23 protein-coding genes are annotated in these 25,189 nt (G+C 47.1%); 9 read left to right on the forward strand and 14 right to left on the reverse strand.

The features are described 5' to 3' along the window. Positions 1-85 precede the first annotated feature (85 nt). The 5 genes from ispH to ribF form a co-directional block, all read right to left on the reverse strand. On the reverse strand, positions 86-1,033 hold the full coding sequence (gene ispH, locus V5J35_RS03760; protein WP_354009976.1) for a 4-hydroxy-3-methylbut-2-enyl diphosphate reductase: 948 nt from the start codon (positions 1,031-1,033) through the stop codon (positions 86-88). Further along, positions 1,033-1,482, reverse strand: a complete 450-nt coding sequence (locus V5J35_RS03765) for an FKBP-type peptidyl-prolyl cis-trans isomerase (RefSeq protein WP_354009977.1) — start codon at positions 1,480-1,482, stop codon at positions 1,033-1,035. The genes ispH and V5J35_RS03765 overlap by 1 nt, the downstream gene beginning before the upstream one ends. 90 nt (positions 1,483-1,572) lie before the next feature. Continuing rightward, positions 1,573-2,088: a signal peptidase II gene (gene lspA, locus V5J35_RS03770; protein ID WP_354009978.1), complete on the reverse strand. Its 516-nt coding sequence runs from the start codon at positions 2,086-2,088 to the stop codon at positions 1,573-1,575. Between the two features lie 280 nt (positions 2,089-2,368). After that, a complete protein-coding gene (gene ileS, locus V5J35_RS03775) occupies positions 2,369-5,197 on the reverse strand; it encodes an isoleucine--tRNA ligase (RefSeq protein ID WP_354009979.1) in 2,829 nt (942 codons plus the stop codon). A gap of 129 nt (positions 5,198-5,326) precedes the next feature. Beyond that, positions 5,327-6,262: a bifunctional riboflavin kinase/FAD synthetase gene (gene ribF, locus V5J35_RS03780; protein WP_354009980.1), complete on the reverse strand. Its 936-nt coding sequence runs from the start codon at positions 6,260-6,262 to the stop codon at positions 5,327-5,329. A gap of 113 nt (positions 6,263-6,375) precedes the next feature. On the opposite strand from ribF, the gene V5J35_RS03785 reads away from it, so the two are divergent. The 3 genes from V5J35_RS03785 to V5J35_RS03795 all read left to right on the forward strand — a co-directional run bounded on the left by V5J35_RS03785 (position 6,376) and on the right by V5J35_RS03795 (position 11,425). Then, on the forward strand, positions 6,376-7,047 hold the full coding sequence (locus V5J35_RS03785) for a hypothetical protein (protein WP_354009981.1): 672 nt from the start codon (positions 6,376-6,378) through the stop codon (positions 7,045-7,047). A 220-nt stretch (positions 7,048-7,267) separates the two neighbouring features. Next, the gene (locus tag V5J35_RS03790; protein WP_354009982.1) at positions 7,268-8,629 is read left to right on the forward strand and encodes a YjiH family protein; all 1,362 of its coding nucleotides are present in this window, start codon (positions 7,268-7,270) and stop codon (positions 8,627-8,629) included. A gap of 336 nt (positions 8,630-8,965) precedes the next feature. Beyond that, positions 8,966-11,425, forward strand: a complete 2,460-nt coding sequence (locus V5J35_RS03795; protein WP_354009983.1) for a chitinase — start codon at positions 8,966-8,968, stop codon at positions 11,423-11,425. Between the two features lie 97 nt (positions 11,426-11,522). On the opposite strand, the gene V5J35_RS03800 is transcribed toward V5J35_RS03795, so the two are convergent. Next, positions 11,523-12,875, reverse strand: a complete 1,353-nt coding sequence (locus V5J35_RS03800) for a sulfatase-like hydrolase/transferase (RefSeq protein ID WP_354009984.1) — start codon at positions 12,873-12,875, stop codon at positions 11,523-11,525. Positions 12,876-13,363: 488 nt separating this feature from the next. Between V5J35_RS03800 and V5J35_RS03805 the strand changes: the two genes are divergently transcribed. Both V5J35_RS03805 and V5J35_RS03810 read left to right on the forward strand, forming a co-directional pair. Next, positions 13,364-13,648 carry a helix-turn-helix domain-containing protein gene (locus V5J35_RS03805; protein ID WP_354009985.1) on the forward strand — a complete coding sequence of 95 codons (285 nt, stop codon included), beginning with the start codon at positions 13,364-13,366 and terminating at the stop codon, positions 13,646-13,648. 134 nt (positions 13,649-13,782) lie between these two features. Next, complete coding sequence (locus V5J35_RS03810) at positions 13,783-14,568, forward strand: ISAs1 family transposase (protein ID WP_354009986.1); 786 nt, start codon at positions 13,783-13,785, stop codon at positions 14,566-14,568. 17 nt (positions 14,569-14,585) lie between these two features. On the opposite strand, the gene tnpC is transcribed toward V5J35_RS03810, so the two are convergent. The 8 genes from tnpC to V5J35_RS03850 all read right to left on the reverse strand — a co-directional run bounded on the left by tnpC (position 14,586) and on the right by V5J35_RS03850 (position 21,597). Then, positions 14,586-16,100: an IS66 family transposase gene (gene tnpC / locus V5J35_RS03815; RefSeq protein WP_354009987.1), complete on the reverse strand. Its 1,515-nt coding sequence runs from the start codon at positions 16,098-16,100 to the stop codon at positions 14,586-14,588. Positions 16,101-16,141: 41 nt separating this feature from the next. Further along, a complete protein-coding gene (gene tnpB, locus V5J35_RS03820; RefSeq protein WP_354009988.1) occupies positions 16,142-16,492 on the reverse strand; it encodes an IS66 family insertion sequence element accessory protein TnpB in 351 nt (116 codons plus the stop codon). After that, positions 16,489-16,788 (reverse strand): IS66 family insertion sequence element accessory protein TnpA, encoded by a 300-nt coding sequence (gene tnpA / locus V5J35_RS03825; protein WP_354007878.1) that lies wholly within the window; start codon positions 16,786-16,788, stop codon positions 16,489-16,491. Before tnpA ends, tnpB begins: the two co-directional genes overlap by 4 nt. 331 nt (positions 16,789-17,119) lie before the next feature. Then, complete coding sequence (locus V5J35_RS03830; protein WP_354009989.1) at positions 17,120-17,788, reverse strand: CatB-related O-acetyltransferase; 669 nt, start codon at positions 17,786-17,788, stop codon at positions 17,120-17,122. A gap of 383 nt (positions 17,789-18,171) precedes the next feature. Next, positions 18,172-18,636, reverse strand: a complete 465-nt coding sequence (locus V5J35_RS03835) for an acyltransferase (RefSeq protein ID WP_354009990.1) — start codon at positions 18,634-18,636, stop codon at positions 18,172-18,174. 1,809 nt (positions 18,637-20,445) lie between these two features. After that, positions 20,446-20,889: a DMT family transporter gene (locus tag V5J35_RS03840; RefSeq protein WP_354009991.1), complete on the reverse strand. Its 444-nt coding sequence runs from the start codon at positions 20,887-20,889 to the stop codon at positions 20,446-20,448. A gap of 12 nt (positions 20,890-20,901) precedes the next feature. Then, positions 20,902-21,210, reverse strand: a complete 309-nt coding sequence (locus tag V5J35_RS03845) for a tautomerase family protein (protein WP_354009992.1) — start codon at positions 21,208-21,210, stop codon at positions 20,902-20,904. 3 nt (positions 21,211-21,213) lie between these two features. Further along, on the reverse strand, positions 21,214-21,597 hold the full coding sequence (locus V5J35_RS03850) for a hypothetical protein (protein WP_354009993.1): 384 nt from the start codon (positions 21,595-21,597) through the stop codon (positions 21,214-21,216). 424 nt (positions 21,598-22,021) lie between these two features. Between V5J35_RS03850 and V5J35_RS03855 the strand changes: the two genes are divergently transcribed. The 4 genes from V5J35_RS03855 (at position 22,022) to V5J35_RS03870 (ending at position 24,912) form a co-directional block, all read left to right on the forward strand. Beyond that, positions 22,022-23,089 (forward strand): IS4 family transposase, encoded by a 1,068-nt coding sequence (locus tag V5J35_RS03855; RefSeq protein WP_354009994.1) that lies wholly within the window; start codon positions 22,022-22,024, stop codon positions 23,087-23,089. A 544-nt stretch (positions 23,090-23,633) separates the two neighbouring features. Next, on the forward strand, positions 23,634-23,789 hold the full coding sequence (locus tag V5J35_RS03860) for a hypothetical protein (protein ID WP_354009995.1): 156 nt from the start codon (positions 23,634-23,636) through the stop codon (positions 23,787-23,789). 98 nt (positions 23,790-23,887) lie between these two features. Next, on the forward strand, positions 23,888-24,319 hold the full coding sequence (locus V5J35_RS03865) for a hypothetical protein (protein ID WP_354009996.1): 432 nt from the start codon (positions 23,888-23,890) through the stop codon (positions 24,317-24,319). Positions 24,320-24,447: 128 nt separating this feature from the next. After that, the gene (locus V5J35_RS03870; RefSeq protein ID WP_354009997.1) at positions 24,448-24,912 is read left to right on the forward strand and encodes an FKBP-type peptidyl-prolyl cis-trans isomerase; all 465 of its coding nucleotides are present in this window, start codon (positions 24,448-24,450) and stop codon (positions 24,910-24,912) included. The last annotated feature ends 277 nt before the right edge of the window (positions 24,913-25,189 follow it).

Raw genomic sequence — 25,189 nt, forward strand, 5'->3', positions numbered from 1 at the left:
AACAGGACACCTGCACGGGAGCTTTAATCGGGTCACTGTGCAGGGTGTTACTCACCTAGCCTGAGCATAACACCAGTCAAGGATATCAGCTCACTTCAACCATACGAAGCTCTTTCGGCATGGTGAAAACAATATTCTCTTCTTCACCTTCCAGTTCTTCCGGCATTTCGGCCCCGAGTTCCTGCAGACGCCTGATAACGCCCTGAACCAGAACCTCTGGTGCTGAAGCCCCTGCCGTTATACCTATAGCCTGTTTGCCCTGCAACCAGCGCGGCTCAATATCATCAGCCCCATCGACCAGATAAGCACAGGCTCCGGTTCGCTCTGCCAGTTCCCTCAGGCGGTTTGAGTTGGAGCTGTTTACCGAGCCTACCACCAGCACAATATCACATTCATCCGCCAGTGCTCGCACCGCATCCTGACGGTTCTGGGTGGCATAGCAGATATCGTCCTTGCGGGGTCCCTGAATGTTCGGGAATTTCTGCCGCAGTGCTTCAATAACTACGGCCGTATCGTTCATGGACAGTGTCGTCTGGGTCACATAAGCCAGATGTTCCGGGTCCTGAACCTCCAGTCCGGCGACATCATCAGCGGTTTCCACCAGATACATTCTACCGCCTTTGGAGTCGTCGTACTGCCCCATGGTACCCTGCACTTCCGGGTGTCCGTCATGACCAATCAACACACATTCTTTACCGGCACGGGAATAACGTACCACTTCCATGTGTACTTTCTTGACCAGGGGACAGGACGCATCAAACACCTTCAGCCCGCGACGCTCGGCTTCAGCCTCAACAGCCTGAGGTACACCGTGGGCGCTGAAAATAACGATCACGTCATCCGGTACCTGATCCAGCTCTTCAACAAAAATTGCACCGCGCTGCTTCAGATTTTCCACGACATACTTGTTATGCACAACTTCATGGCGTACATAAATAGGTGGCCCGAAAACATCCAGCGCGCGGTTTACAATATCAATAGCCCTGTCGACACCAGCACAAAAGCCACGGGGATTAGCCAACCTGATTTTCATTACGAATTCTCTACCTGAACCACCCTTACTTGGAACAATAGTTCCCTGCCTGCCAGGGGGTGGTTAAAATCTACGTAAACACGTTCATCGTCAAAAGCGGTCACCACACCAGCCAGCTCGCTGTTTCCTGCGTCAGCAAAGGACATAACCAGCCCTTCCTGGAACTGGATATCGTTTGCAAAGCGGGATCTTGGAAAGCTCTGTTGATTATCCGGATGGGGCATACCAAAGGCTTTTGCCGGAGGGATTCTGAAAACGCCCTCATCCCCTGCACTCATACCCAGAATGGACTGTTCAAAGCCAGCGGGCAGATTGCCATCGCCAACAACGAAAGAGGCAGGTTTCCCGCCAAAATTACTGTCGACCACCTGACCGTCATCCAGTTGGAGAGAGAAATGCAGGGTCACCCGACGACCTGCTCCTATGGCTACTGCAGAGACTTCTGACATTGTTATTATGATACCCGCTCGATACTAAACGCTTAGTTTGACCATGAAACCTTTTCATTCGCTCATGGCTGTTCATTTGCTCATGGCTGTTTAATGGCGACTTTCAGACTTTTCCCGTTCCAGACGGGACTGATCCCGGAACATATCCAGAATCAACATAGCCGCACCAATGGTGATAGCAACATCGGCCACATTGAACGATGGAAAATACCAGTCTTTATAGTACACCAGAAGGAAGTCGACGACGTAACCATGAACAACACGATCGTACAAATTTCCGAGAGCCCCTCCCAGAATCAGCGCCATGGAACAGGCCTGCCAGTCTTCCCCTTTTTCCATCCGACGCAGCCAACTGACCAGAAAAAGACTGACAATCATTGCAACACAGGACAGAAACCAGCGCTGCCACCCTCCCTGGTTACTGAGAAAACTGAAAGCAGCACCCGTGTTATAAGCCAGGGTCAGAGAGAAGAAGGAGGGAATAACAGTGACCTGCTCATACAGGTAAAAATTGTCCACCACACTGTACTTTGATACCTGATCCAGCACTACCACAATCAGGCTCAGCCATAACCAGTGTATCATCCCCATCGAGTTTTCTTTCATAAAGTGTTCGTCCTGCCAGTGCATGTGTGTGCAACATATATGATTTTTTTATAGTATTGTCAGTTTTCCCTGTCTGATATGGTTATTAACCGAAAAATCCAACCTATTCATGTCAAGCAATGTAAGTGTCTTTACACAAAAACACAATCCTTTGAACAGAATATGGTCGGGTTACTCTCCTGAGATTTCCTAAGAATCTTCGCTCAGCAAAAAGGATGGGAAATGTAAAAAAAATGCCGGGCAGAAAGCTGCCCGGCATTTTTCAAGCGATACTCAGAGATCAGGCGTAACGACGCACTTCACCCTGACCATCAACATTTTCAACACAACGACCACACAGGGTTGGGTGTGCTTCAATCTGACCAACGTCTTCACGACGGTGCCAGCAACGGTCACACTTCTCATGACCCGACTTGGCAACCACCACCTTCAGGCCATCCACATCGGTATCCATGGCATCAGTTGCTTCTGCCAGTGGTTTCAACTCAGCTTCGGAAGTGATCAGAACAAAGCGCAGTTCCTCACCCAGCTGGTTCAGCTTCTGCAGCAGTTCGTCACTGGTAAACAGAGTCACTTCAGCTTCCAGACCGCCACCAATCACGCCTTCCTTACGGGCATCTTCCAGCGCTTTGTTAACAGCGGTCTTCACGGCAAGAATTGAGTCCCAGTCAACGTCACTACTGCCCATCGCCTGCAAGCCTTCATACCAGGTGTCCAGCAGAACATGCTTGCTGCGCTGCCCCGGAATCGCCTGCCAGATTTCATTGGCCGTAAAGGTACAGATCGGGGCAATCCACAGAGCAAAGGCCTGGGCAATATGATACATCGCGGTCTGACAGCTACGACGAGCCAGACTGTTTGCCTGGGTGGTGTACTGACGATCCTTGATGATATCCAGATAGAAGCCACCCAGATCCAGCGCGCAGAAGTGATGGACTTTCTGATAAACGTTCAGGAAGTTAAAGCTGTCGTAGGCTTCAATCACGTCTTTCTGCAGTGTCAGGGCGCGGTCAACCGCCCAGCGATCCAGAGACAGCATATCGTCCCATTCAACGATATCCGTTTCCGGGTTAAAGCCGCTCAGGTTAGACAACAGAAAGCGTGCGGTATTACGAATACGACGGTAACTGTCTGCAGTACGCTTCAGGATCTCATCAGAAACGGTCATTTCTGCCGTGTAATCCGTGGCAGAAACCCACAGGCGAAGAATATCAGCACCCAGGGACTTAAAGACTTTCTGCGGTGCAATCACATTACCCAGAGACTTGGACATCTTGCGTCCATTGGCGTCTACCGTAAATCCGTGAGTCAGCAGCTGTTTGTAAGGCGGTACACCCTTGGTGGCAATACCGGTTTTCAGGGAAGACTGGAACCAGCCGCGATGCTGGTCAGAACCTTCAACATAAACGTCAGCAGGCGACTGTAATCCTTCACGACGATCCAGTACTGAATAGTGAGTAACACCGGAGTCAAACCATACGTCCAGAGTATCGGTCACCTTAACGTACTGGTCCGCGTCTTCTGCAGACAAAATTTCAGCCGGATCCAGATCGAACCAGGCATCCATACCGTCCTGCTCAACCTTCTGAGCGACCTTTTCAATCAATGCGGAAGTATCCGGGTGCAGCTCTTCTGTTTCTTTATGAATAAACAGCGCAATCGGAACGCCCCAGGTACGCTGACGGGATACACACCAGTCCGGGCTCTGGGACAGCATGGATTCCATGCGGTTACGTCCCCAGTCCGGCGTAAACTTCACATCCTTCAGGGACGCCTGGGCTGTTTTCAGCAGACCTTCTTTTTCCATGCTGATAAACCACTGTGGCGTGGCACGGAAAATCAGAGGCGTTTTGGTACGCCAGCAGTGCGGGTAGCTGTGCTGGAATGTAGACTGAGCCAGTACACGACCATTCTCAACCAGAACCTCAACCACCAGCGGGTCAACCTTGTAAACATGCTCACCGGCAAAGCGTTCAACGTTGCTGCGGAACACACCAGCGTCGTCCAGATAGTTCAGGGTGGCAATGCCGTATTTTTTGCCTACATTAAAGTCGTCAACACCGTGGTCAGGTGCCGTGTGAACACAGCCGGTACCGGCGTCAGTGGTCACATGATCACCCAGAATCAGGGGTAGTTCACGATCGTAAAACGGATGAGCCACCTTTTTGCCTTCCAGCTTCGCACCAACAGTACGGGCGATAATGGTGAAGTCTTCGATGCCGTAACGCTCCATCGCGCTTTCCAGCAGCTCTTCACCCAGAATCAGTCGGGCTGGTGCGCCGTTGACTTCGCACTGTACCAGTGCATAGCCCAGCTCTGCCCCCAGGGTTACGGCCTGGGAAGAAGGTAACGTCCAGGGCGTTGTGGTCCAGATAACCACTGCGACCTCGCCTTCACCCTGCTGGCCTTCACTGTCAGGTCCATCAAAATCAAAGGCAGATAACAGGTCCGCTTCGTTCAGAGCCGCATAACGTACATCCACCTGGGTAGACGTTTTATCCTGATATTCCACTTCCGCTTCTGCCAGCGCAGAACCGCCGACCACACTCCAGTAAACTGGCTTGTAGCCTTTAACCAGATGACCATTGTCGGCAATTTTACCCAGCGCACGGATAATATCGGCTTCGGTCTGGAAGTCCATGGTCAGGTAAGGCTTATCCCACTCACCCAGAATCCCCATGCGTTTGAAGTCTTCCCGCTGGCCATCTACCTGTTTGGCAGCGTACTCACGGCATTTCCTGCGGAAGGTTTTAAAGTCCACCTTGTCGCCAGCCTTGCCCAGCATGCCTTCTACTTTATGTTCAATAGGCAGGCCGTGGCAGTCCCAGCCGGGTACATAAGGCGCATCAAAACCACTCAGGGTTTTGGACTTGATAATGATGTCCTTGAGAATCTTGTTAACGGCGTGACCAATATGGATATCACCATTGGCGTAAGGGGGGCCATCATGCAAAATGAACTTGTCACGACCCTGACTGACATTCCGAATCTCTTCATACAGATTCATGTCGTACCAGCGTTTGAGCATTTCCGGCTCGCGCTTGGCCAGATTTCCGCGCATCGGAAAATCAGTCTCTGGCAAGTTCAATGTGTGCTTGTAGTCGGTCATAGTCTTGTTACCGGAATCTCACCATCACATCGGTCAGCGTTAAGAGGAATTCTTAAAGCTTGAAATATTACAATGAAAGCAGGTTGTCATCACCAGGGGTACTAACAACCTGCTTTCCGCTTATAGCGGTTAATCAGTCAAAATAGCACGGGCAGTAGTCACATCATTATTGATGGCTGCCTGCAATGCTTCGAGTGATTCAAATTTCTGGGCATCACGGATTTTTTCTACAAATTCAACCCGCAATGTCTGACCATACAGGTCACCTTTGAAGTCCAGCAGGTGAACTTCCAGCAGTGCAGTGGTCGCGTCAATAGTCGGGCGTGTTCCCAGATTAGCAACACCATCATAGCTTTTCAGCGAGCCATGACTCTCCAGCCAGCCCCGTACAGCGAACACGCCCTGTACGGGCAGCCGATTACGACAAACCCGGATATTCGCGGTGGGAAAACCCAACGTACGTCCCAGCTGCTGTCCTTTAATCACTCGCCCAAACATAGCAAATGGACGCCCCAGAAGATGCTCTGCACCTTTCAGATCCGCACCTGCTAATAGTTCTCGTACCTTTGTACTACTAATACGGTTCTGATCGTGGGTTACCGTACGGGTATCACACACCTCAAAACCATGCCGATCGCCCATGCTCCGAAGGTGGAAAAAGTCTCCGGCACGATTCAGCCCGTAACGGAAATCATCCCCCACAATCAGATAGCGAACGTCCAGCCCCTCAACCAGAATATCCATGACAAACTCGTCGGGTGTCATGTTCTGCAGTTTGCTGCCAAAAGGCAGGCACAGGACCTGATCCACTCCGCAATCGTCCAGCAGTGACAGTTTTTCCCGCAGGCTGGTCAGCCTGGCCGGTGCTTTATGTCCCTGAAAAAACTCTCTTGGCTGAGGCTCAAAGGTAATGACACAAACCCTGACACCCAGCTCAAAAGCCTGCTGCCGCAGGGCTTCAAGAATGGTGCGATGCCCAAGGTGAACACCATCAAAATTCCCTATCGTCGCGACACAGGCCCGGTGCTCTGGTCTGATGTTGTGCAATCCGCGGATCAACTGCATTGGGCGGTTTATTCTCGTTCAGGCTGGCAAATGGTCGATTATATCCCAGCTGGTCAAATGGTCACAGGGGGATATGCTTAACGGAACATAAATTTAAAAGGTTTGGCGACAATATGAAAGTATTCAGCAGGGCATTTGCCGCTATTTTTACCACAACCTCATCTTTGAGCCTGATTCTGCTTCTGTCTGCTTTTACAGTGGTGGCAAACGAGAATGAGGACGAAGACATCGCAACGCTTTATCACAGATTGATCACTGTGGAATTTCCTGCTCTGGATAAGGCCATACAGTCGGTGTTGTCTGATACACCATTAGAGCAGTCTGTCCGACACCTGAACAAGGTGACTATAGACGTTTACAAAGACTGGCATGGTCGTTTTCCCAGCATCCAAAATACCCCCCTTCCTGAGGTAGCAAAAATAACGCATAAGACTATTTCTCCGGAAGGTTTTGAATTATTACTGAAGCATGAAGTACTACCCTACGCCCCCGATGACTGGAACCAGTCCGATAACCACCTTGTAGTTTCACGTTTTCTGTACTTGCTGGGTATTGCAATTTCGAAGAACAGCCAGCTTGAACCGGTAAAAAAAGGTCTCAGAGAATTTTTTAACTGCGATAAAGATCACTGTTCTGAATTCGCAAAGGCAAAAGTGCGTAGCCAGAATGATCATGATAATTCACTATATTTAAAATTTTACACGGAATGCCTCTCAACCCCTTCAAGCAGTGTGCAGCAATTAACGGAGCTGTGTCAGGCGCTCTCCAGGAAACTTGTGTTTTAAATAAAATGCTCAAGTTTCCATGAGAGCCCCTGATCCACCAAATAAAAAGCATAATTAAACAGAAACCAACCATAACTAACCACTTAAAAAACACGCCCATTCCCTTTATTGCAAAGCGTTTATGTCAAATGATATGATCACCACGAAACACATATTTAGGTTGTTTTTCTGCATATTTATTCATTTTAATTTTAAAATACACAACTCCACGGACATATAAATGAGTGATCAAGTAGTACCTGCCTCAGAAGGCCGGAACATGCTGATGTTCCTGATCCCTTCTTTTGCTGGCATTTTATTTTTTATGGCACCGGTTTTTATTGACGGTGCAATGAGTTTTCCTCTGTCGCTGATGGCAAAAGCGCTCAAAAGCCTGCTGGGTGATGCCATGTTGCCACTGGTAACCAGTGTGATTACCCTTACCGCTGTGGTTTCACTGTGGGCATCCCTGTTCAAACCAGAGTTGAATAAACAGTCTCCTATATTTGACAGCCTGTTTAATACCACTCCGGTATGGTTGCTGGTCCGGGTTCTGGCGGCTGTTTTTGCCCTGGCAACCATCAACCAGTGGGGACCGGAAATGATCTGGGGAGCGGATACTGGCAGCCTGGTATTGCACGACCTGCTGCCCTCCCTGTTCGTAACCTTTATCTTTGCCGGCCTGCTGTTGCCGCTGTTGCTCAGTTTTGGTCTACTGGAACTGCTTGGCACCCTGCTGAGTAAAATCATGCGTCCGGTTTTCCGCCTCCCGGGTCGGGCGGCAATTGACTGTCTTTCATCCTGGCTGGGTGATGGAACCGTTGGCGTCATGCTGACCAACAAGCAGTACGAAGACAAACAGTACACCCAGCGTGAAGCCACAGTCGTTGCCACCATGTTCTCGACGGTAGGTATTACTTTCTCCCTGGTGGTTCTGACTCAGGTTGGCCTGCAACAATTATTTGTGCCGTTCTATCTTTCTATCTGTGTTTCTGGCGTACTGGCAGCGATTGTTCTTCAGAGAATCCCTCCCCTGAGCAAGAAAAAAGACCAGTTTATTGACGGCACCCGTCGTGAAGCAGACAGCGAGCTGATTCCGGAGGGTTACACTGCATTCAGCTATGGTCTGAAACTGGCTCTGGCCAGAGCAGCCAGAATCAACAGTCTGACTGACATAGCCCGTCAGGGGGCAAAGAATGCCATGGACATGGTGTTTGGCGTACTGCCTGCCGTTATGACCATCGGCACCATCGGTCTGATCATTGCTGAAGGGACACCACTGTTCAGCCTGCTGGGTACTCCTTTCATTCCTCTGCTGGAACTGCTGCAACTGCCAGAAGCGGCTGCCGCTTCTGAGACCATTCTGGTTGGATTTGCGGACATGTATGTGCCATCCATCCTGGCGGCATCCATTGACAGCGATATGACGCGTTTTGTGATCGCCGCACTCTCCGTTACCCAGCTGATTTTCATGTCTGAAACTGGCGCTGTTATCCTGGGCAGTAAGATTCCTCTTAACCTGCTGGAACTGATTGTGATCTTCCTGCTCAGAACCCTGATTACACTACCGGTAATTACCCTGTTTGCTCACTTTATTTTTTAATCAACTGCCACTGTCTTTTATTCGTTTGTGTGACGAATAACACTTGAAAACTGAAATCCATGGGCAACCTGTAACTGTCCATGGATTTGCAGTTTGTGTTGTGTATATCCCTTTTCTTCCCCTTTATATTCATTAATTTATAAAAGGAAAAAAGTAATTAAAAATTGTTACATTCAATCCGTCAGAAAAAAAAACAGGCTAAAAATGGGGAGCTAAAATATAAGCAGGTTTCACAATAACCTTACTGACTGCATCCATTCACCCAGTCTCTTCCAACTCTGACTGACTTATCAAACAACCTTTTGATTGGTGTTCAGACCTCTTTCAGGTATTCCCATGAAGAGTAAATACCTCAGCGCCCTGCGTGCGCCCCTGACGGCACTATGCCTGTACATTATCTGCCTCTCTTTCGCCAACGCTAACCCGAAAGAAGACTATTTACTTACAGATGCGCAGCGATTCCGGCAAGCCTACAACTTTATTATCTACTACGTACACAATGAAGTGGTAAGATTAAGCGAGCCTTCAGTGACTGAAACCTTTTCACCTCAAAGCGACACCACCCAGTTTTCAAAAGCCGAATTCCGTAAGAATACTTACATTACATCGCTGGTGTGGGACGGGCTGAATGCCTTCTTTATGCAACAGGCTGAACAGACACAATCGACCAGCCAGCAGCAGAAAAAACTCGTGCTGCCTCCAGATAGAATGAGTCTGACCCAGCTAATAGAAGAAGAACACCGACGAGAAGGATTGCATCACAACTTTGTAACCAGACTGATGAGGGAACTGGAAACCCGGCATAAAGAAAAGAAGATAAAAATGAGATATCTCACTGGCATGCTTAAAGCCAGAGCTGACAAACCTTTTATATTGGATAAAAAGGAAGTACTGGAACAAAGGGACGCCATGATCACGGCAGCTGAAGCTGCCAACAAAATGTTTGGCGAGGCAAGGCGTGACCAACGAACACTTGATAATGATTCTGTAGAAGCAATAGAACCAGGAGGCAGTAGCAACCCTGATAATGTAAAACGCGTTGAAGCCATCATTACCCCCGAAAAGTGGGAGTTTATATTTCCCCAGAGAGACAAAAAATACACATATCTTAACTTTCTGAAAGGCATCGGCAAATACCCCGCATTATGCCAGACCTACACGGACGGCAAAAATTCCAACGCGATTTGTACCAGAGCCCTGGCCACTATGTTCGCGCATTTCACTCAGGAGACCGGCGCACATACCCCAGGCGGCGAAGTCCCTCAATGGCGACAGGGACTGTTTTATCTGCGAGAAGTGGGCTGGACAGAAGAAGCGGCGAATGGCTATGGCATTTGTGACCCCACGTCATGGCAGGGCAAAGCCTTCCCTTGTGGGAAATTCCCCAACGGTCAGTACAAAAGCTACTTTGGGCGTGGTGCCAAACAGCTGAGTTATAACTATAACTATGGGCCATTCTCTATTTCTATCTACAACAATGTCCGCACACTGTTAAACTCACCGGAAAGGGTCGCTGACACCTGGCTAAACCTGGCCAGTGCCGCCTTTTTTTACACCTTTCCAGCTCCCCCAAAGCCTAATATGCTCAGCGTGATGGATGGAAGATGGGAGCCCAATAGTGTCGACCTGGCTGGCAACCGCACCCCCGGATTTGGTGTTACCACCATGATCATCAATGGCGGCGTAGAATGCGGTGGTCCGACTGAAAACATACAGTCAAAAAACCGGATCGAATACTATAAAAAATTTGCTGAATATCTGGAATTTAAAATACCAGAAGACGAAAGACTGGGCTGCGCTAACATGAAACAGTTTGACGCTAACAGCTCAGCTGCCATCAACATCTACTGGGATCAGGACTACACATGGAATCCAAACAACCCGAATGGTCTCTCTTATCGTTGTAAACTGGTCAGTTATCAAACCGCTTACAATGCTTTCACCGAAGGCGACTACATTAAGTGCCTGGTCGACAAGTTTAATGTTGTTATTAAAGACGACGGCGGAAATATCCCACCCAGAGCTTATGCCGGAGGAGACCTTACCGTTATGGCACCGGAAAGCGGGTTCCGTGCAGTTAACCTTGATGGCAGAGAGTCCAAAGCCTACGCCAACAATAAAATCACCCACTGGGAATGGTCACAGATTGGCACAGCCGACAGACTGGATCTCACCAACCAGAACAGCGACATAGCGACTGTTAACGTCCAGGCCATGACCTCTGAAACTCCTATGGAATATCAGTTCCAGCTGGAAATTACTGATGATAAAGGCGGCAAGGGTCTGGACACTATGAGCCTTGTGGTAACACCCTACAGTCATGGGGAGCCCATTGGCATTGAACTGGAAAGCGAGAATACAGTCGCTCCACTGGAAACCGTGAAGGTTACAGCCATACTCAATGATTCGGATCTGGGTAAAACTCTGGACTATCAGTGGAGTTCATCACGCCATGTCTCTCTGGAGACATCACCAGACAAGACTTTTGTCACATTCAATGCACCCGCCACAACCGTCATGGTCGACGTCATCATTTCCCTGGTCGTGAAGGATGAAAACGGCAACAGAGGCAGAGCATCAAAAACCATAGCAGTGGTTCCATCGGACGGCCGCTATCCAGCCTGGAAAGAAGGCACCATTTATCACGGAGGATCAAGAGTCTCCTGCAATGGTGTTGACTATGAATGCAGATCCTTCCCATTCAGTGGCTGGTGTGGTCAAAGTGCTTCCCATTACCAGCCCGGACGAGGAAGCCACTGGCAGGATGCGTGGAAACGCATAGAAGAAAAAGACTAATGCCAGCCGCATTGTCTTCTGGTTGTTAATCCGATAAAAGCCAGCGGATTGCTCCCTTTTCAGGCAGCAATCCGCAAACTAATCAGGGCTGAACTGATCAGCCTTCTCTCATCTGACGATCCGTTCTGCCACGGAAACGTCCCCAGGCAGCAGCTCCTACCTCGTCACTGATTTCCTGCCAGGTTTGATGCATCTGTCGTGTTTTTTCCGGATATTCATTGATCAGGTTGTTCTCTTCACCAATATCCTCGGCCAGATTATACAGCCCGGCTTCTTCACGACGGTGCTGAACCAGCTTCCACTCACCTTCACGCAATGCCCAGCTGTCGCCATAACGCCAGAACAGTCTGTCGTGGGGGCTTTCTTCTGTTTCACCGCTTAAGACTGGCAGAATATCCTTACCGTCAAGATTCCACTCAGGATCAATCTCACCACCGGCCAGTTTGACGGTGGTTGGGAACAGATCAAGGGCGCTGATCATGGTATCGGAACGGGTTCCCGCAGGAATCATGCCCGGCAGGCTGGCAGCGAATGGCACACGAATGGCACCTTCAAACGTACCACCTTTTTCTCCACGCAGTGGCCCGTTGGTACCACCATGCTGCCATTTACCACCGTTGTCAGAAAACAACACGACCATGGTTTTATCGGCAATACCTTTCGTTTCCAGCTTATCCAGAATTCGACCGATATTGTCGTCCATGTTAGAAATCATGGCAGCCAGTGTCTGACGTTCACCCAGATGATCGAACTTTTCCATATAATCATCAGGGGCAGTCATTGGCGCATGAGGCGCATTAAACGACACTTCCAGGAAGAATGGTTTTTCCGAATTGCGTTTAATAAAATCAACCGCTTCACGACCAAAGGCATCCGTCAGATATTCAGGTTCACCATCAATCGGCTTATCATTACGATAAAGCAGGTTGTTTCTGTTGGTTTCCATCCAGTAAGCCGAAGCACCGTTGTTAAATCCAAAGTACTCGTCAAAACCACGGTTATATGGCTGGAAATGTTCACCCTTACCATCATGGAACTTACCCACCAGACCAGTGTGATAACCCTGGGTTTTCAGATACTCCTGAATCATAATGATGTCGGTTGGAGTGCCGCGCAGTTCAGGATCCTGAGGGCCTACATTGCCTTCATAACCCCAGCGGTGCTGATAGCGCCCGGTATGAAAACCAGCCCGGGACGGGCCACTGACCGGCGCAGATACATAAGCGGTTGTCATGGCAACACCGGCATCGGCAATTCGATCCATATTCGGTGTTGGAATTTCAGTGGAACCATTAAAACCGGTATCACCGTATCCCAGATCGTCAGCAACAATCCAGATAAAATTTAATGATTCAGTTTCTTGAGTTTGTTCAGCTAATACCGCAGGACTCGTTGCCAACATGAAACTGGCAGCAGCGGCAGGCAGGGCTCGTTTTAATAAAGGAAGCATTGTGCTCTCAATTATTTTCAATTAAATAACAGAAAGCTGCAAACTATCACTTAAGTACCAAATCAACAATCTAACGTAATCATTCCTTTGACCTGAAGCAACTATTTAACCTATCTAATCAAACACTGTAACAATGCCTTGCAAACTTATTTAAAAGCCAATTATTTTGCAAATTAAACAAGTTTATTACGTAATCTGTATTTTCAAATTAAAATCTATTTAACGTGAGTTCGCTATGTACAGGACAATGTACGATCCGCCTCGTTGTTGCAATGACAATTTGTGATAACGGGGTTGGTCTGTGCTAATGTATTCGGAGTCTTCGCTGGGAAGCTCCACGATGAGATCCGCGCTGGATTGTCCTCATAAAACTGGCAGCATAGTTATTGATTTTAAGCAATTATACGTTGCTTGACGTGTGTGAAGTGGTCCCAAAAAATCATACAAGGGTGTAAGCCCTGATCCAGAACAAGAAGGGTAATGCGATCATGAGCAGAAAACGCAAACAATATAGTTCAAACTTCAAAGCTAAAGTCGCCCTGGCTGCCATCAAGGGAGACCAGACCACTTCTGAGCTGGCGGCGCATTTTCAAATTCATCCCACCATGGTTAGTGCCTGGAAGCGGGAGTTGCTGGAACGTGCTGCCGAGCTATTTGGCAGCAAGGCCGACAAGAATTCCAAAAGTCATCAGGATGAAGTTGATAACCTTTACCGGCAGATTGGCCAGCTCTCTGTGGAGCGCGATTTCTTAGCACGCAAGCTCGATCATTGAAAAAATGCGTACGCGTTTCTATGGTCGAGCACCATCATCCAGAAGTCTCAGTCGTCAGGCAGTTTCGTTTGCTGGGTATTTCACGATCATCGCCGTATTACCAGTCGCGCAAGGGTCTGACAAAGGATCTTGAAATGATGCGTCTGATAGATGAGCAGCATCTAAAAACACCGTTTTACGGGTCACGAAAGATGTGCACATTCCTGCGCAACTTAGGCTATTGCATCAACAGGAAACGAGTCCGTCGCCTGATGCGGCAAATGGGTCTGGAGGCAATCTATCCAAAACCAAGAACCAGTCAGCCAGGGATAGGGCACAAGATTTATCCCTATCTGCTGAAGGAGCTGGTCATAGATCGTCCGAATCAGATCTGGGCAACTGACTTGACATACATTCCGATGGAGCGTGGTTTTATGTATCTGATAGCCATTATGGACTGGTACAGTCGCCGGGTTCTGACCTGGCGGGTATCCAATACTACAGGGCAATTCACGCAGCACCAGTCACTATCCCAATTTCTAGCCAAAGTCCCAGACCCGCGTTGCTCTGGCATGTGTGATCACAACCTGCTTGATATACTCATCATTGCTGTATGTGCTGTCATATGTGGAGCTGATGAGTGGCAAGACATGGAAGATTTTGGCCACTGCAAGGAGGACTGGTTCAGAACTTTTCTGGAGCTACCTGCTGGCATACCGTCCAAATATACGTTTCGCAGAGTCTTTTGTTTACTTGACCCATTGGCCTTTGAAGCCTGCTTTACAGCCTGGATCAAACAGACATTGACTGAAATTTCAGGCAGTCACCACCTTGCTGTTGATGGAAAGACAATGAGGGGTTCCAAAGCCCAAGGTAAGAAACCGGTACTTCTGGTCAGTGCCTGGAGTGTTGAGCTTGGGCTGGTGCTTGGTAAGCGGTAATTCCACCACACCTTGATTCAAACTGGCTTCTGATTCCAGGGCAGCAACTGCTCGATATCGGCAATTGACTCTGCCCTTGGCAAGTAGTTGAAGACGGTCTTCAGATAATGGCAGGGTTCCAGTCCGCAGGCTTTCGCTGTTTCTACCAGGCTATAAAGATTGGCGCTGGCTTTAGCTCCGTCAGTACTGTTGCTGAACAGCCACGCCTTGCGACCCACCACGAACGGACGAATTGCATTTTCGGCCAGATTATTGTCCATACGCAGGTAACCCTCGTCGCAATAACGGATGAGCTTTTCCCACTGGTTATTCAGGTAATAAAGTGCCTTGCCCAACAAGGTTTTTGGCGGCACCTGGAGCAATGATTTATCCAGCCATTGTCGTAGCTTCTGCAGAACCGGCAGACTTTGCTCCTGCCGTACCCTTTTTCGTTCATCCGGAGGGCTCTCTTTTATCCCATGCTCTATTTGGTAGAGCTTACGGATATAAGACAGCCCCATATGGCTTTTGCCGGTTTTGTTTTTATCTTTCTGCCCCTTGATGGCTTCATCGAACTTTCGACGAGCGTGAGCCCAACAGCCTTGACTGATTACCCCGCTTTTGCGACCTATGGCAGCATAGCCTTCGTAACCATCGGTTTGCAGATAGCCCCGGAAGCCATCCAGCAGTTTCATGGGTACTGAACCGCTGCGGCTGGGCGCGTAATCGAACAGAATGATCTTTTGATTTTTCACCGGTTCAGCCACCTGAACCCACATGTACGACTGACTTCGGGCAGCCTTGCCTTCCTCGTTGAGCACCTGGGTGACCGTTTCGTCACAGTGAATCAGTGGCGCTTCCAGCAGCTTATCCCGCATCAGGTTGATTAACGGTTGCACCAGATCACCACAGCGCACCATCCACAGTGAGGTGGTGGCACGGGCAATATCAACACCCAGACGAGCCAGGATAAATTTTTCCTGACGGTATAAAGGCACCCCGTCAACGTATTTACTGGTGGCAATGAAGGCTAACAGCCCCGGAGTAGCTATGCTGCCCGGTATCGGCTGGGCGGGCAGTTTGGCTGTTTTAATACCTTCTTCACAGGATCTGCAGCCGTACTTGAATCGCACATTCTGGATAACCCGGATTTTGGCCGGAATGATATCCAGCTGCTCGGTCACTTCTTCGCCTATACGATGAAGTTGACTACCGCAGCCGCTGCAGTTTTTTTCATCGTCACGGATGTCGTGCTCTTCCCGGGCTCTTGACAGATCTTTGGGTAGCGGTTTTCGACCTTTCTTCTGGCGAGTATGTTCTGCAACCGTGACGTTTTCTTCGGGGTCTGGCTCAGGCTGTTCCGGTTGATCTTGCTCGGCTTCGTTGAACAGTTCCTGCTGATCCGGTGATGTCTTTTCGCTGGAGGCACCAAACTGTTTATGCAGAAGAAGGCGAAGGCGTTCTTCCAGCAATGCATTTTTCGCAAGGATGGACTGAACCCAGGCAATCAGCTCGGGGTTATTATCGGGTAAAGGGACAGGACAGGCTTCCATGCCGATTCAGAATAGACGGCGGCGCAGTCATTGCCACCTTGTTAGAGTAAAGTCGTATATTCCAGTGTTGGGTGAGGTGCTTTGGGGCGAATGTCATAACCATCCAGAAGCTGGTTGAGCAGGCCTCCATCGATCGCTTCGGGTGCTTCATTCCCCGGCCATTTAAAGCGGAATTTCTCCAGTCGCTTATACCAGAGCACAAAGCCATTACGCTCCCAACACAACAGTTTGATCTTGTCCCGCTTGCGATTACAGAAGACGTAGACCACGGGGTTGAACGGTGATTGTCCGGCTTGCTGTTCGACTAAAGCCGCCAGCCCGTCGATGGATTTGCGCATATCAACGTACTCAGCGTAGAGATAGACAGCCACCTCATCTTCCGGGCGGATCACGAGGCAGCCTGCAATGCTTTGATCAGGGCTGCTGCCTGTTCAGGAGCCGCTTCGATTCGTATGGAATCCATATAGAGGATCACCAGGGAAGGCGCAGAAGGTTCTGGCTGAACAACGCCCAGAGGGATCAATTTATTATCCGGTCTGGTGAGCAGTTTGTGCTTCCAGTAAAAAAACAGGTGCTGCTTGATGTCGTGCTTTTTACACCAGCCTGAGGCCGAGAGTCCGGACTGCTGCCAGTCGTTCATCCGCTCTTGCCAGAGTGCCTGGTTTTGTTTGCGCTCTTCAGGTTTCATGAGTTTCTCCGTTTTGAAACCTGAAGTATTAAGGGGCGTGGCTTTCTTTGGAATGTGGGGTTAATTTACCGCTTACACAGAAACATCTTGGCAGCAGGAAAGAGAACTGAACTTTAAGCTGGCATTGCACGACACTGATTATTGTTGGGTAGAATCTATTTCGCCAGCTTGGGAAAAACTTCCAGACCCCAACTAACAACAGCAATTAACTACACGACAGAAATGACCAAGTGTCTAAAGGCACATAACGCTGAAGCTCAACCGCCGCCGAAGGCGGTCGGGTGGAGGGGCGAAGCCCCGGAACGAACTGGAACCATTTGTTAGCTGGCGGTTAATTCGGTGTTGATACTAAATTGTGCTCTTGTGCAAAAGCTACCAGATCAGAAACTTGACCTTTGACCAATAGAGGAATTGCTAACTCAATTTTATCTATGCTCCAGTCCCACCAACATAAATCTAACAACATTGCCTGATCTTCACCGTTGTATCTTTGTTTTATAACCTTTGCTGGACTACCAACAGCAATGCTATATGGTGGAATGTCTGATGCAACTACTGATTTAGCCCCAATAATAGCCCCATGCCCAATAGTGACACCTGGCATAACTGTTACATCATAGGCAAGCCATACATCATTACCAATCACGATATCATCGTACTCTTTGAATGGGTAATCAGATAAAGGGAGAGCTTCTGCCCACTTTCCGCCAAACACTGCAAATGGAAATGTACTAACACCTGACGTTGCGTGGTTTGCATCAGCCATTAAAAATTTTACTCCGTGAGCAAAAGCGCAGAATTTTCCTATGCGAAGATAAGTATTTGATAAGCCAAAATTGTATAAGACATTTTCAGAAAGAAAATTTTCTGGATTGTTGGAGTTACTGTAATAGCTGTATTCCCCTGCCAGAACATTGCTTACTTCGCTTTTTTCAATCAATGGTTTTAGTAAAACCGTATTCTTAAAACCTTCGATTGGAAAGAGTTTATCTGATTTCATGTGATGAACTGCTTACTGAAAAAAGTTAATTATACAACGAATTAATGATGATTTTGATGTAGCCAGCTAACGCCTGGTTCAGCCGCGCCGCCGACGGCGGCGTCGGGTGGAGGGCGAAGCCCGGAACGAACTGGAACCATTTGTTATGTTCGTTTTCGCAGTATTCAAAGATATTCTGCTTTAGTAATTTTCGCTCAGTTTGGTTGCATATTTTTTGAGCTAACTAATGAGGATTCTACAGCCCTTCAATATCAGACATTGTCTGGTCAAAGTCCATATTATGCTGAAAGCTAAAGCGAGAATGTCTGCGATCAGTAATTTTAAAAATCTTCTGTAGCCCTTTAAAATCGCCTTTTTTTTGAACGAAAATTTCTGATTCTGTTTTATAAGTCTCGTAGTTTCTTTGCAGGATTACCTGCATATATTCCACTTTCAGTAATATCTCTGGTTACTACCGAACCAGCACCAACAACGACATTGTTGCAAATTTTCACATCAAGAATGGTTGCATTTGATCCTATGGTTACATTGTTTCCGATATTTATTCTGCCCCAAGTATTAGGGTTCGGGTTTGGCTTACCTTCTTTAAACATATCGTTTGCAAACATAACTCCGTGACCAATAAAGCAGCTTTCGCCAATGTTTACATATTCACATACGAATGTATGAGATTGGATTTTTGTGCCTGCTCCAATTCTGGTATTTTTTTGGATTTCTACAAAAGGACCAATGAATACATCGTCTGAAAGATAGCAACCATAAATGTTAGATGGCTCAATGATTTTTACATTTTCGCCAAATTCAACATCAACAATTCCTACCTTTCCATATTTTGGAGAAGACATCATAAATTCTCTTTTTTTGAGTTGTAAATTTTGTAGGAGAACATAACGCCTGGTTCAGCCGCCGCCGAAGGCGGTCGGGTGGAGGGGCGCAGCCCCGGAACGAACTGGAACCATTTGTTATGTGCCGTTGCTTTGTTTGAACTCTTTGCTGGGCAGACCCTTAAAGTCACTCCGGACTGCTACCCGCTAAACTCGGTGTTGCTGAAAACGCAAAAGCCAAAAACTCTGGGCTGGCGTTGCACGAACACCCAAGCCTGATTGCCAGCATGGCACTGAACTAACCCTTGCAAGGCGCACCAAACTATAAGCTGCCATTCCAAGCGGTAAACACTGAGAAGCTGCGGCCAGCTTGAATGAACTGGCAAAATAATCAAGGCTTTGTGCTGGCGTACCCCCCTGCCGCTACCATGCACAGAAACCTCTTGGCAGCAGCAAAGAGAACTGAACTTTATGCTGGCATTGCACGACACTGATTATTGGTGGGTGAAAAGCTGGCTCGCCAGCTTGGGAAAGACTTTCAAACCCCAACCAACAACAGCAATTAACTACACGACAGAAATGACCAAGTTTCTAAAGGCACATAACGCCTGGTCCAGCCGCTGCCGAAGGCAGTCGGGTGGAGGGGCGAAGCCCCGGAACGAACTGGAACCATTTGTTAGGTGTCCTCGCAACTCTGTTGTTAATTTGAGCAACGTACTTGAAATAGCTCCTCTCTCCGTTTACTCCGAGCTTTCCACCGTACACTGCTGAGAAAGGCAGAGAAGTTAAGATTATACTCTGCACTGTTGAGAGCTTGTAGAAACCTGACCGTGGAACCGAACCAAAAACCATCAAACTGGTTTGCCCCACCCCGTTAGCACCTGCTGAGAAGGTGACCAAGCCAATACTGGCGTTGTTTGTTACTTGATATTGGAAATCAGAGTTGCTCGCCAGAAACTCCAAACCAGCCCAACCTTGAGAGAGGCTCTGTACTTGCAAGGTGGCAACCAACCAAAAGGTTGAGAGCCAGAAAAATCTCAACCGTGGAACGGAACCAAACTCACGAATTGACCTGAACTCACCGCCAGAATCGGACAGATAAACCATCGACGTTTATTAAACTAACCGGTTTGAACAAAAGAACTCTCAGCGAAAACAAAGCCTGAAGATATGCACCTTTGGCACTGAGTTAACGGCACCTAACGCCTGGTTCAGCCGCCGCCGAAGGCGGTCGGGTGGAGGGGCGAAGCCCCGGAACGAACTGGAACCATTTGTTATGTGCCGTTGCTTTGTTTGAACTCTTTGCTGGGCAGACCCTTAAAGTCACTCCGTACTGCTACCCGCTATACTCGGTGTTGCTGAAAACGCAGAAGCCAAAAACTCTGGGCTGGCGTTGCACGAACACCCAAGCCTGATTGCCAGCATAGCACTGAACTAACCCTTGCAAGGCGCACCAAACTATAAGCTGCCATTCCAAGCGGTAAACACTCGGAAGCTGCAGCCAGCTTGAATGAACTGGCAAAATAATCAAAGCTTTGTGCTGGCGAGCCCCCCCTGCCGCTACCATTCACAAAGCCCACTTGGCAGCAGGAAAGAGAACTGAACTTTATGCTGGCATTGCACGACACTGATTATTGCTGGGTAAAATCTATTTCGCCAGCTTGGGAAAGACTTCCAGACCCCAACTAACAACAGCAATTAACTACACGACAGAAATGACCAAGTGTCTAAAGGCACATAACGCCTGGTTCAGCCGCGCCGTCGACGGCGGCGTCGGGTGGAGGGGCGAAGCCCCGGAACGAACTGGAACCATTTGTTATGTGCGTATTAATTTTAACTACGAGCTAAAAACAAACCAACAACCATTATGGCTACACCTAAAGTTCTTTGATAATTAATTGATGTCTGTATTGATCCCATTAGACCAAAATGATCAATGATTACAGCAGCAATTATTTGACCTGTGACAATAAAACAAATTGCATTCCCTACACCCATTCTTGGTGCAAGAAATGTAATTGATAAAACGTAAGTTGCTACAATTATACCTCCTCCGTAACTAAAAAGAGGTGTTTTCATAAAGCTTTCTAATGTTGGAAATGGAGCTTTGTTAAATAGTGCAAAACAACCAACGAAACAGAAGCCTACAAAAAACAAAGTTAGTGCAGAGAAAATAACTCCATTAAGCGACTTGCTAAGAACAGCATTTGCCGCTGCCTGCACAGGAATGAGTGAACCTGCGATTAATGCTAAAACAGGAAGAAATAGCCACTGCATTAGAATGAACCTTTATTTATTTTTACGGAGTTGTGTCACCTGGTCAAAGCCAATTCCCCAGTTGTCAGTATTAACTTCTTCTATCACGACAATTGTTGTTGCTGGGTTCTTTCCGAGAACATCTACAAGAAGTTGTGTTGCTCCCTTTATTAGTTCATGTTTTTGCTCTTTTGTCACACCTTCATCTGTTATTTTTATATTAACGTAAGGCATTTTTACTTTCCTCTTGATTGTTGGGAATTGGGGAGCACATAACGCCTGGTTCAGCCGCCGCTGAAGGCGGTCGGGTGGAGGGCGAAGCCTGGAACGAACTGGAACCATTTGTTAGCTGCGTGGTTGAAGGTCTTTAAGATCGTGGTATAGCTCGTGATAATAGTCCTTGTCGTAACCACTGAACTCTATTTGTGCGTTATTTAAAACCATGAATTTCAAAAGCTTGTTTAATTCTTTAAAAATATCAGCTTTAAAGAATATATATTCGTTCTCAAATGGAGCAGGTGCTAGCCAGGATATTTTGCTATCGAGATGTTTTACGACAACAGGAGAAAAATTATGATGACCGTCCAGAGTGAATATTTCATACTCTCCCTCCTCAACTAAGCTGTTGATTATTTCGTCAATATGAATATGAACATGATTATAAATAATGCGACTATTGATATATAGAGTTATTTCACCAATCACATCTGCTTCTTTAATTTTTTTCAAATATCTTTTGCTATCATTGTGCTCATCAAAATCGTGATAATAGATGTCTTTTTGATGGATACATTAAACTTGAAAGTACTAATGTTTTCTTCAGTCATTAAATTTTCAACATGTGATTTAGAAATTATTTCTCAGGGAGAGATATAGTATTTGTGCGTATAAATAAAACAATTAATTGTTGATATGAATGTTAAATATTTTTAGAAAACCATTATTCTGATAGCTTTTAAATATCAACCCTTGTTCAAACTCATTTAAGTGATTGTTTTATGAATGTCTTTATATCTAAATGTCAATTTTCATAACAATTATCATTATTTTAATACCATAAAACTGACTACGGGACATTTTTTGAGGAGAGTGCTGGCAAGGTCAGCAGCATGAGCTAAGAGAGTAGTTCTCACACAAACTTTCTTTGATGCCAATGAACCCTGTCACAGCACTCCAGAACAAGCTTAGTGTTCATCTCGATTGGAACAAGGCTCGTTGTGAATTTATTGCTCAATTTATCCTTGGTCTGATCAAACTCAGAACCAGCTCTCTATACAGACTCCGTGTCGCCTTTGTCAGAGAGGCCTCCCCCGACTCAAGCTACAAACGGATTCAACGTTTTTTCAGAAGCTACTCACTGGACTACTCCGCTATTGCTCGCTTGATTGTCACGTTAGTGCCTCTTGAGCCTAAGTGGACTCTCTGTCTCGACAGAACCAACTGGAAACTCGGAAGTCAGGACATTAACCATCTGGTTCTGGCTGTTTGTTGTCAGGGTGTTGCCATTCCTTTGTTCTGGAGCAACCTTGATAAAGCTGGTTGCTCCGAGTCGAATCAGAGAATTGCCCTCATGAAACGCTTTTTGGCAACTTTTCCGGATCAGCCAGTTGCCTGCCTGACCGCAGACCGGGAGTTTCATGGACACAGCTGGCTAAGCTGGCTCATGGAACAAGGAATACTGTTCAGGATACGTATCAAGAAGAATACACAAGTAGCTAAGCCCGGAAGCTCTGCCATCTCCGTGCGGTTGCAGTTTCGTTCATTGAAGACTGGCACTTGGGATGCAATCTCGAAGCCTTGCAAAATCTGGGGCTTGAAGCTTTATGTTGCAGGGAGTTTGTCCCATAAAGGCTACTGCTTTGTTGTCAGCCAGGATAAGCCTGATACGATTATTCCCGACTACCATTGCCGCTGGGAAATCGAGTCTCTGTTCAGTTGCCTTAAAACCAGAGGGTTTGACATGGAAGCTTGCAGGCTGACCGCACCAGAGAGGACGGACAAGCTGACGGCTTTGCTGGCTTTGGCATTCTGCTGGAGCTACACCGAAGGGTTGAAGAGGCAAGCAATTTCTCCATCAAGAATTGCGAAAACGCGCTTTGGTGCATCATGGCCAGCAGAAAGCATTTTCCATCAAGGCTTGGAGTACCTGCAGGAACTACTTCTGAATCCTGATAAATTGAAACGTGGATTTAAACAGGCTTTGAACTTTTTTGTCCCGTAGTCAGCAGCTTTTATTTCATCTGGTTTAAAACCGTATAGACATGTAAATCTATTTTCACCATGTTGAAGAATTGACCCGCTGCTTAGTTTTTCAGTATCAATATCGGCGAAGCTTATAAGTTTTAATTTTTCTGAGCCATTATCCATCTCATACCTCTGTCTATATCAGTTCAAGATAAAGTGCTATTAGACAATAAGTTTTAGAATAAGTTTCGTTTTTGGAGAGCGGCTAACGCCTGGTTCAGCCGCCGCCGAAGGCGGTCGGGTGGAGGGGCGCAGCCCCGGAACGAACTGGAACCATTTGTTATGTGCGCTGACTGGTAAGGAGCAAGACAAATGCGATGGATACGAAATGCACTCCATATTATCTGGGGGCATGATTGGTCAAAATGGGAAACATGGAAGCAGAGCACCGATTCATTCTATGGGATGCCCCTTAACTACCAGCGACGCACATGCAGGATTTGCGGATTAGTTCAAGGGCGGTGCGAGCAAGACGCATGAAAAAAATAAAATATATAGCTGCATGTTTTCGCCTGTACTTGATGTCTATCAAACATCGACACTGGGCGACCAATGTTAAAGGTGATCCGCTGAAAAAACGACTTTGTATCGTACTGTTCGAGGCAAACAGGTATTCGTATAACGAGATGAAAGCGAACTGGATGCCAGAAATAAAGAAGCTGGATGAAGCCACATAACGCCTGGTTCAGCCGCCGCCGTAAGGCGGTCGGGTGAGCGTAGCGAACGGACTGGAACCATTTGTTAGATGCGTTGTTTGATTAAAGGAGAGAATAGCATGGGAACAAGAGCAGACTTTTATATCGGTAAAGGTAAAGATGCTAAATGGATCGGAAGCATTGCATGGGATGGCTACCGTGATGGAATTGATGACTCGATTCTGAAAGCTGAAACAGAAACCCAGTTTGTTGATGCTGTTAAAGCATTCTTTAAAACTCGTAAGGATGTAACTTTACCTGAACACGGATGGCCTTGGCCTTGGGAAGATAGCTCAACAACAGATTGCTCATACTGGTTCTTTGATGGTCAGGTTTGGGATGAATGTGATGATAAGTACATTCCCTGCAAAGACCCTGAACCAGAAGATGAATACGATGAAGACTATCTGGCAGACAAAGTTTCAATCGAATACCCGCAAATGGACTATGACAATTTTTCTGCTGAAGCTGGCAGTTTACGCTCAGGAGTTATTGTAGTGGGTAGCATCTAACGCCTGGTTCAGCCGCGCCGCCGACGGCGGCGTCGGGTGGAGGGGCGAAGCCCCGGAACGAACTGGAACCATTTGTTAGCTGCTATACTCGAGGATTTTAAAATATACAGAATTGGGAGTAAGCATATATGAAAATAGATCACACAATTCCATCTGCTGTGGTTTTTCTTTGGCTTGCTGCGACAGTTTGTCTCTGCTTTGCTAATGAAGATTCTAATATTAAATCAGGTTTTAATTCGGTAACTCAGGTAATTCCTGTCGATTGTAATGTTAAGGTGAAAGATGGTGATATTATCAAAGCTCATTATAATGGGTACTTACTGTTAACTGACTCAACGATAAAAATTGATTCATCATATGAACGAGGAAAAACATTCAATTTCCGCTTAGGTTCAGAAAGAGTTATCAAGGGGTTTATTTATGGATTTAGTGATATGTGCCTTGGTGAGAAGCGCCTTATTACTATACCTCCTGAATTGGCCTATGGTGAAATTGGAATACCAGGTAGAATACCTGCAAATTCTACGTTGCTTTTCGAAATAGAGTTAGTTGAGATTCTCCAGCCTGACACTACCTCACAGTATATTAGATAGCCTGTTGTATGGCATGGCAGCTAACGCCTGGTTCAGCCGCCGCCGAAGGCGGTCGGGTGGAGGGGCGCAGCCCCGGAACGAACTGGAACCATTTGTTATGTGGCTTTAGTTGGTTGAATCTTCTTTCTAGATTATGAATCTCTATCACATACGAATGATTTTTAAATATCTATGGTTGTGTATTCAATATATCTATGAACATCAATCAGTAAACGAATGTTCAAGAATAAGGTGAAGTTGTACCATGGTTTTATGCTATTCACTATTGATATGTACT

The sequence above is a fragment of the Endozoicomonas sp. NE40 genome, assembly GCF_040549045.1.
GTDB classification, from domain to species: Bacteria; Pseudomonadota; Gammaproteobacteria; order Pseudomonadales; family Endozoicomonadaceae; genus Endozoicomonas_A; species Endozoicomonas_A lisbonensis.

Excerpts from the sequence above, each read along its gene's own strand:
- ribF (WP_354009980.1), bottom strand. The coding sequence starts at position 6,262 with ATGCAGTTGATCCGCGGATTGCACAACATCAGACCAGAGCACCGGGCC.
- V5J35_RS03865 (WP_354009996.1), top strand. The coding sequence starts at position 23,888 with ATGGGAACAAGAGCAGACTTTTATATCGGTAAAGGTAAAGATGCTAAA.
- V5J35_RS03870 (WP_354009997.1), top strand. The coding sequence starts at position 24,448 with ATGAAAATAGATCACACAATTCCATCTGCTGTGGTTTTTCTTTGGCTT.
- tnpA (WP_354007878.1), bottom strand. The coding sequence starts at position 16,788 with ATGAAACCTGAAGAGCGCAAACAAAACCAGGCACTCTGGCAAGAGCGG.
- V5J35_RS03835 (WP_354009990.1), bottom strand. The coding sequence starts at position 18,636 with ATGATGTCTTCTCCAAAATATGGAAAGGTAGGAATTGTTGATGTTGAA.
- V5J35_RS03830 (WP_354009989.1), bottom strand. The coding sequence starts at position 17,788 with ATGAAATCAGATAAACTCTTTCCAATCGAAGGTTTTAAGAATACGGTT.
- V5J35_RS03785 (WP_354009981.1), top strand. The coding sequence starts at position 6,376 with ATGAAAGTATTCAGCAGGGCATTTGCCGCTATTTTTACCACAACCTCA.
- V5J35_RS03840 (WP_354009991.1), bottom strand. The coding sequence starts at position 20,889 with ATGCAGTGGCTATTTCTTCCTGTTTTAGCATTAATCGCAGGTTCACTC.
- tnpC (WP_354009987.1), bottom strand. The coding sequence starts at position 16,100 with ATGGAAGCCTGTCCTGTCCCTTTACCCGATAATAACCCCGAGCTGATT.
- V5J35_RS03800 (WP_354009984.1), bottom strand. The coding sequence starts at position 12,875 with ATGCTTCCTTTATTAAAACGAGCCCTGCCTGCCGCTGCTGCCAGTTTC.
- V5J35_RS03790 (WP_354009982.1), top strand. The coding sequence starts at position 7,268 with ATGAGTGATCAAGTAGTACCTGCCTCAGAAGGCCGGAACATGCTGATG.
- V5J35_RS03805 (WP_354009985.1), top strand. The coding sequence starts at position 13,364 with ATGAGCAGAAAACGCAAACAATATAGTTCAAACTTCAAAGCTAAAGTC.
- lspA (WP_354009978.1), bottom strand. The coding sequence starts at position 2,088 with ATGAAAGAAAACTCGATGGGGATGATACACTGGTTATGGCTGAGCCTG.
- V5J35_RS03845 (WP_354009992.1), bottom strand. The coding sequence starts at position 21,210 with ATGGTTCCAGTTCGTTCCAGGCTTCGCCCTCCACCCGACCGCCTTCAG.
- V5J35_RS03810 (WP_354009986.1), top strand. The coding sequence starts at position 13,783 with ATGATGCGTCTGATAGATGAGCAGCATCTAAAAACACCGTTTTACGGG.
- V5J35_RS03860 (WP_354009995.1), top strand. The coding sequence starts at position 23,634 with ATGTCTATCAAACATCGACACTGGGCGACCAATGTTAAAGGTGATCCG.
- ileS (WP_354009979.1), bottom strand. The coding sequence starts at position 5,197 with ATGACCGACTACAAGCACACATTGAACTTGCCAGAGACTGATTTTCCG.
- V5J35_RS03795 (WP_354009983.1), top strand. The coding sequence starts at position 8,966 with ATGAAGAGTAAATACCTCAGCGCCCTGCGTGCGCCCCTGACGGCACTA.
- V5J35_RS03765 (WP_354009977.1), bottom strand. The coding sequence starts at position 1,482 with ATGTCAGAAGTCTCTGCAGTAGCCATAGGAGCAGGTCGTCGGGTGACC.
- V5J35_RS03855 (WP_354009994.1), top strand. The coding sequence starts at position 22,022 with ATGAACCCTGTCACAGCACTCCAGAACAAGCTTAGTGTTCATCTCGAT.
- ispH (WP_354009976.1), bottom strand. The coding sequence starts at position 1,033 with ATGAAAATCAGGTTGGCTAATCCCCGTGGCTTTTGTGCTGGTGTCGAC.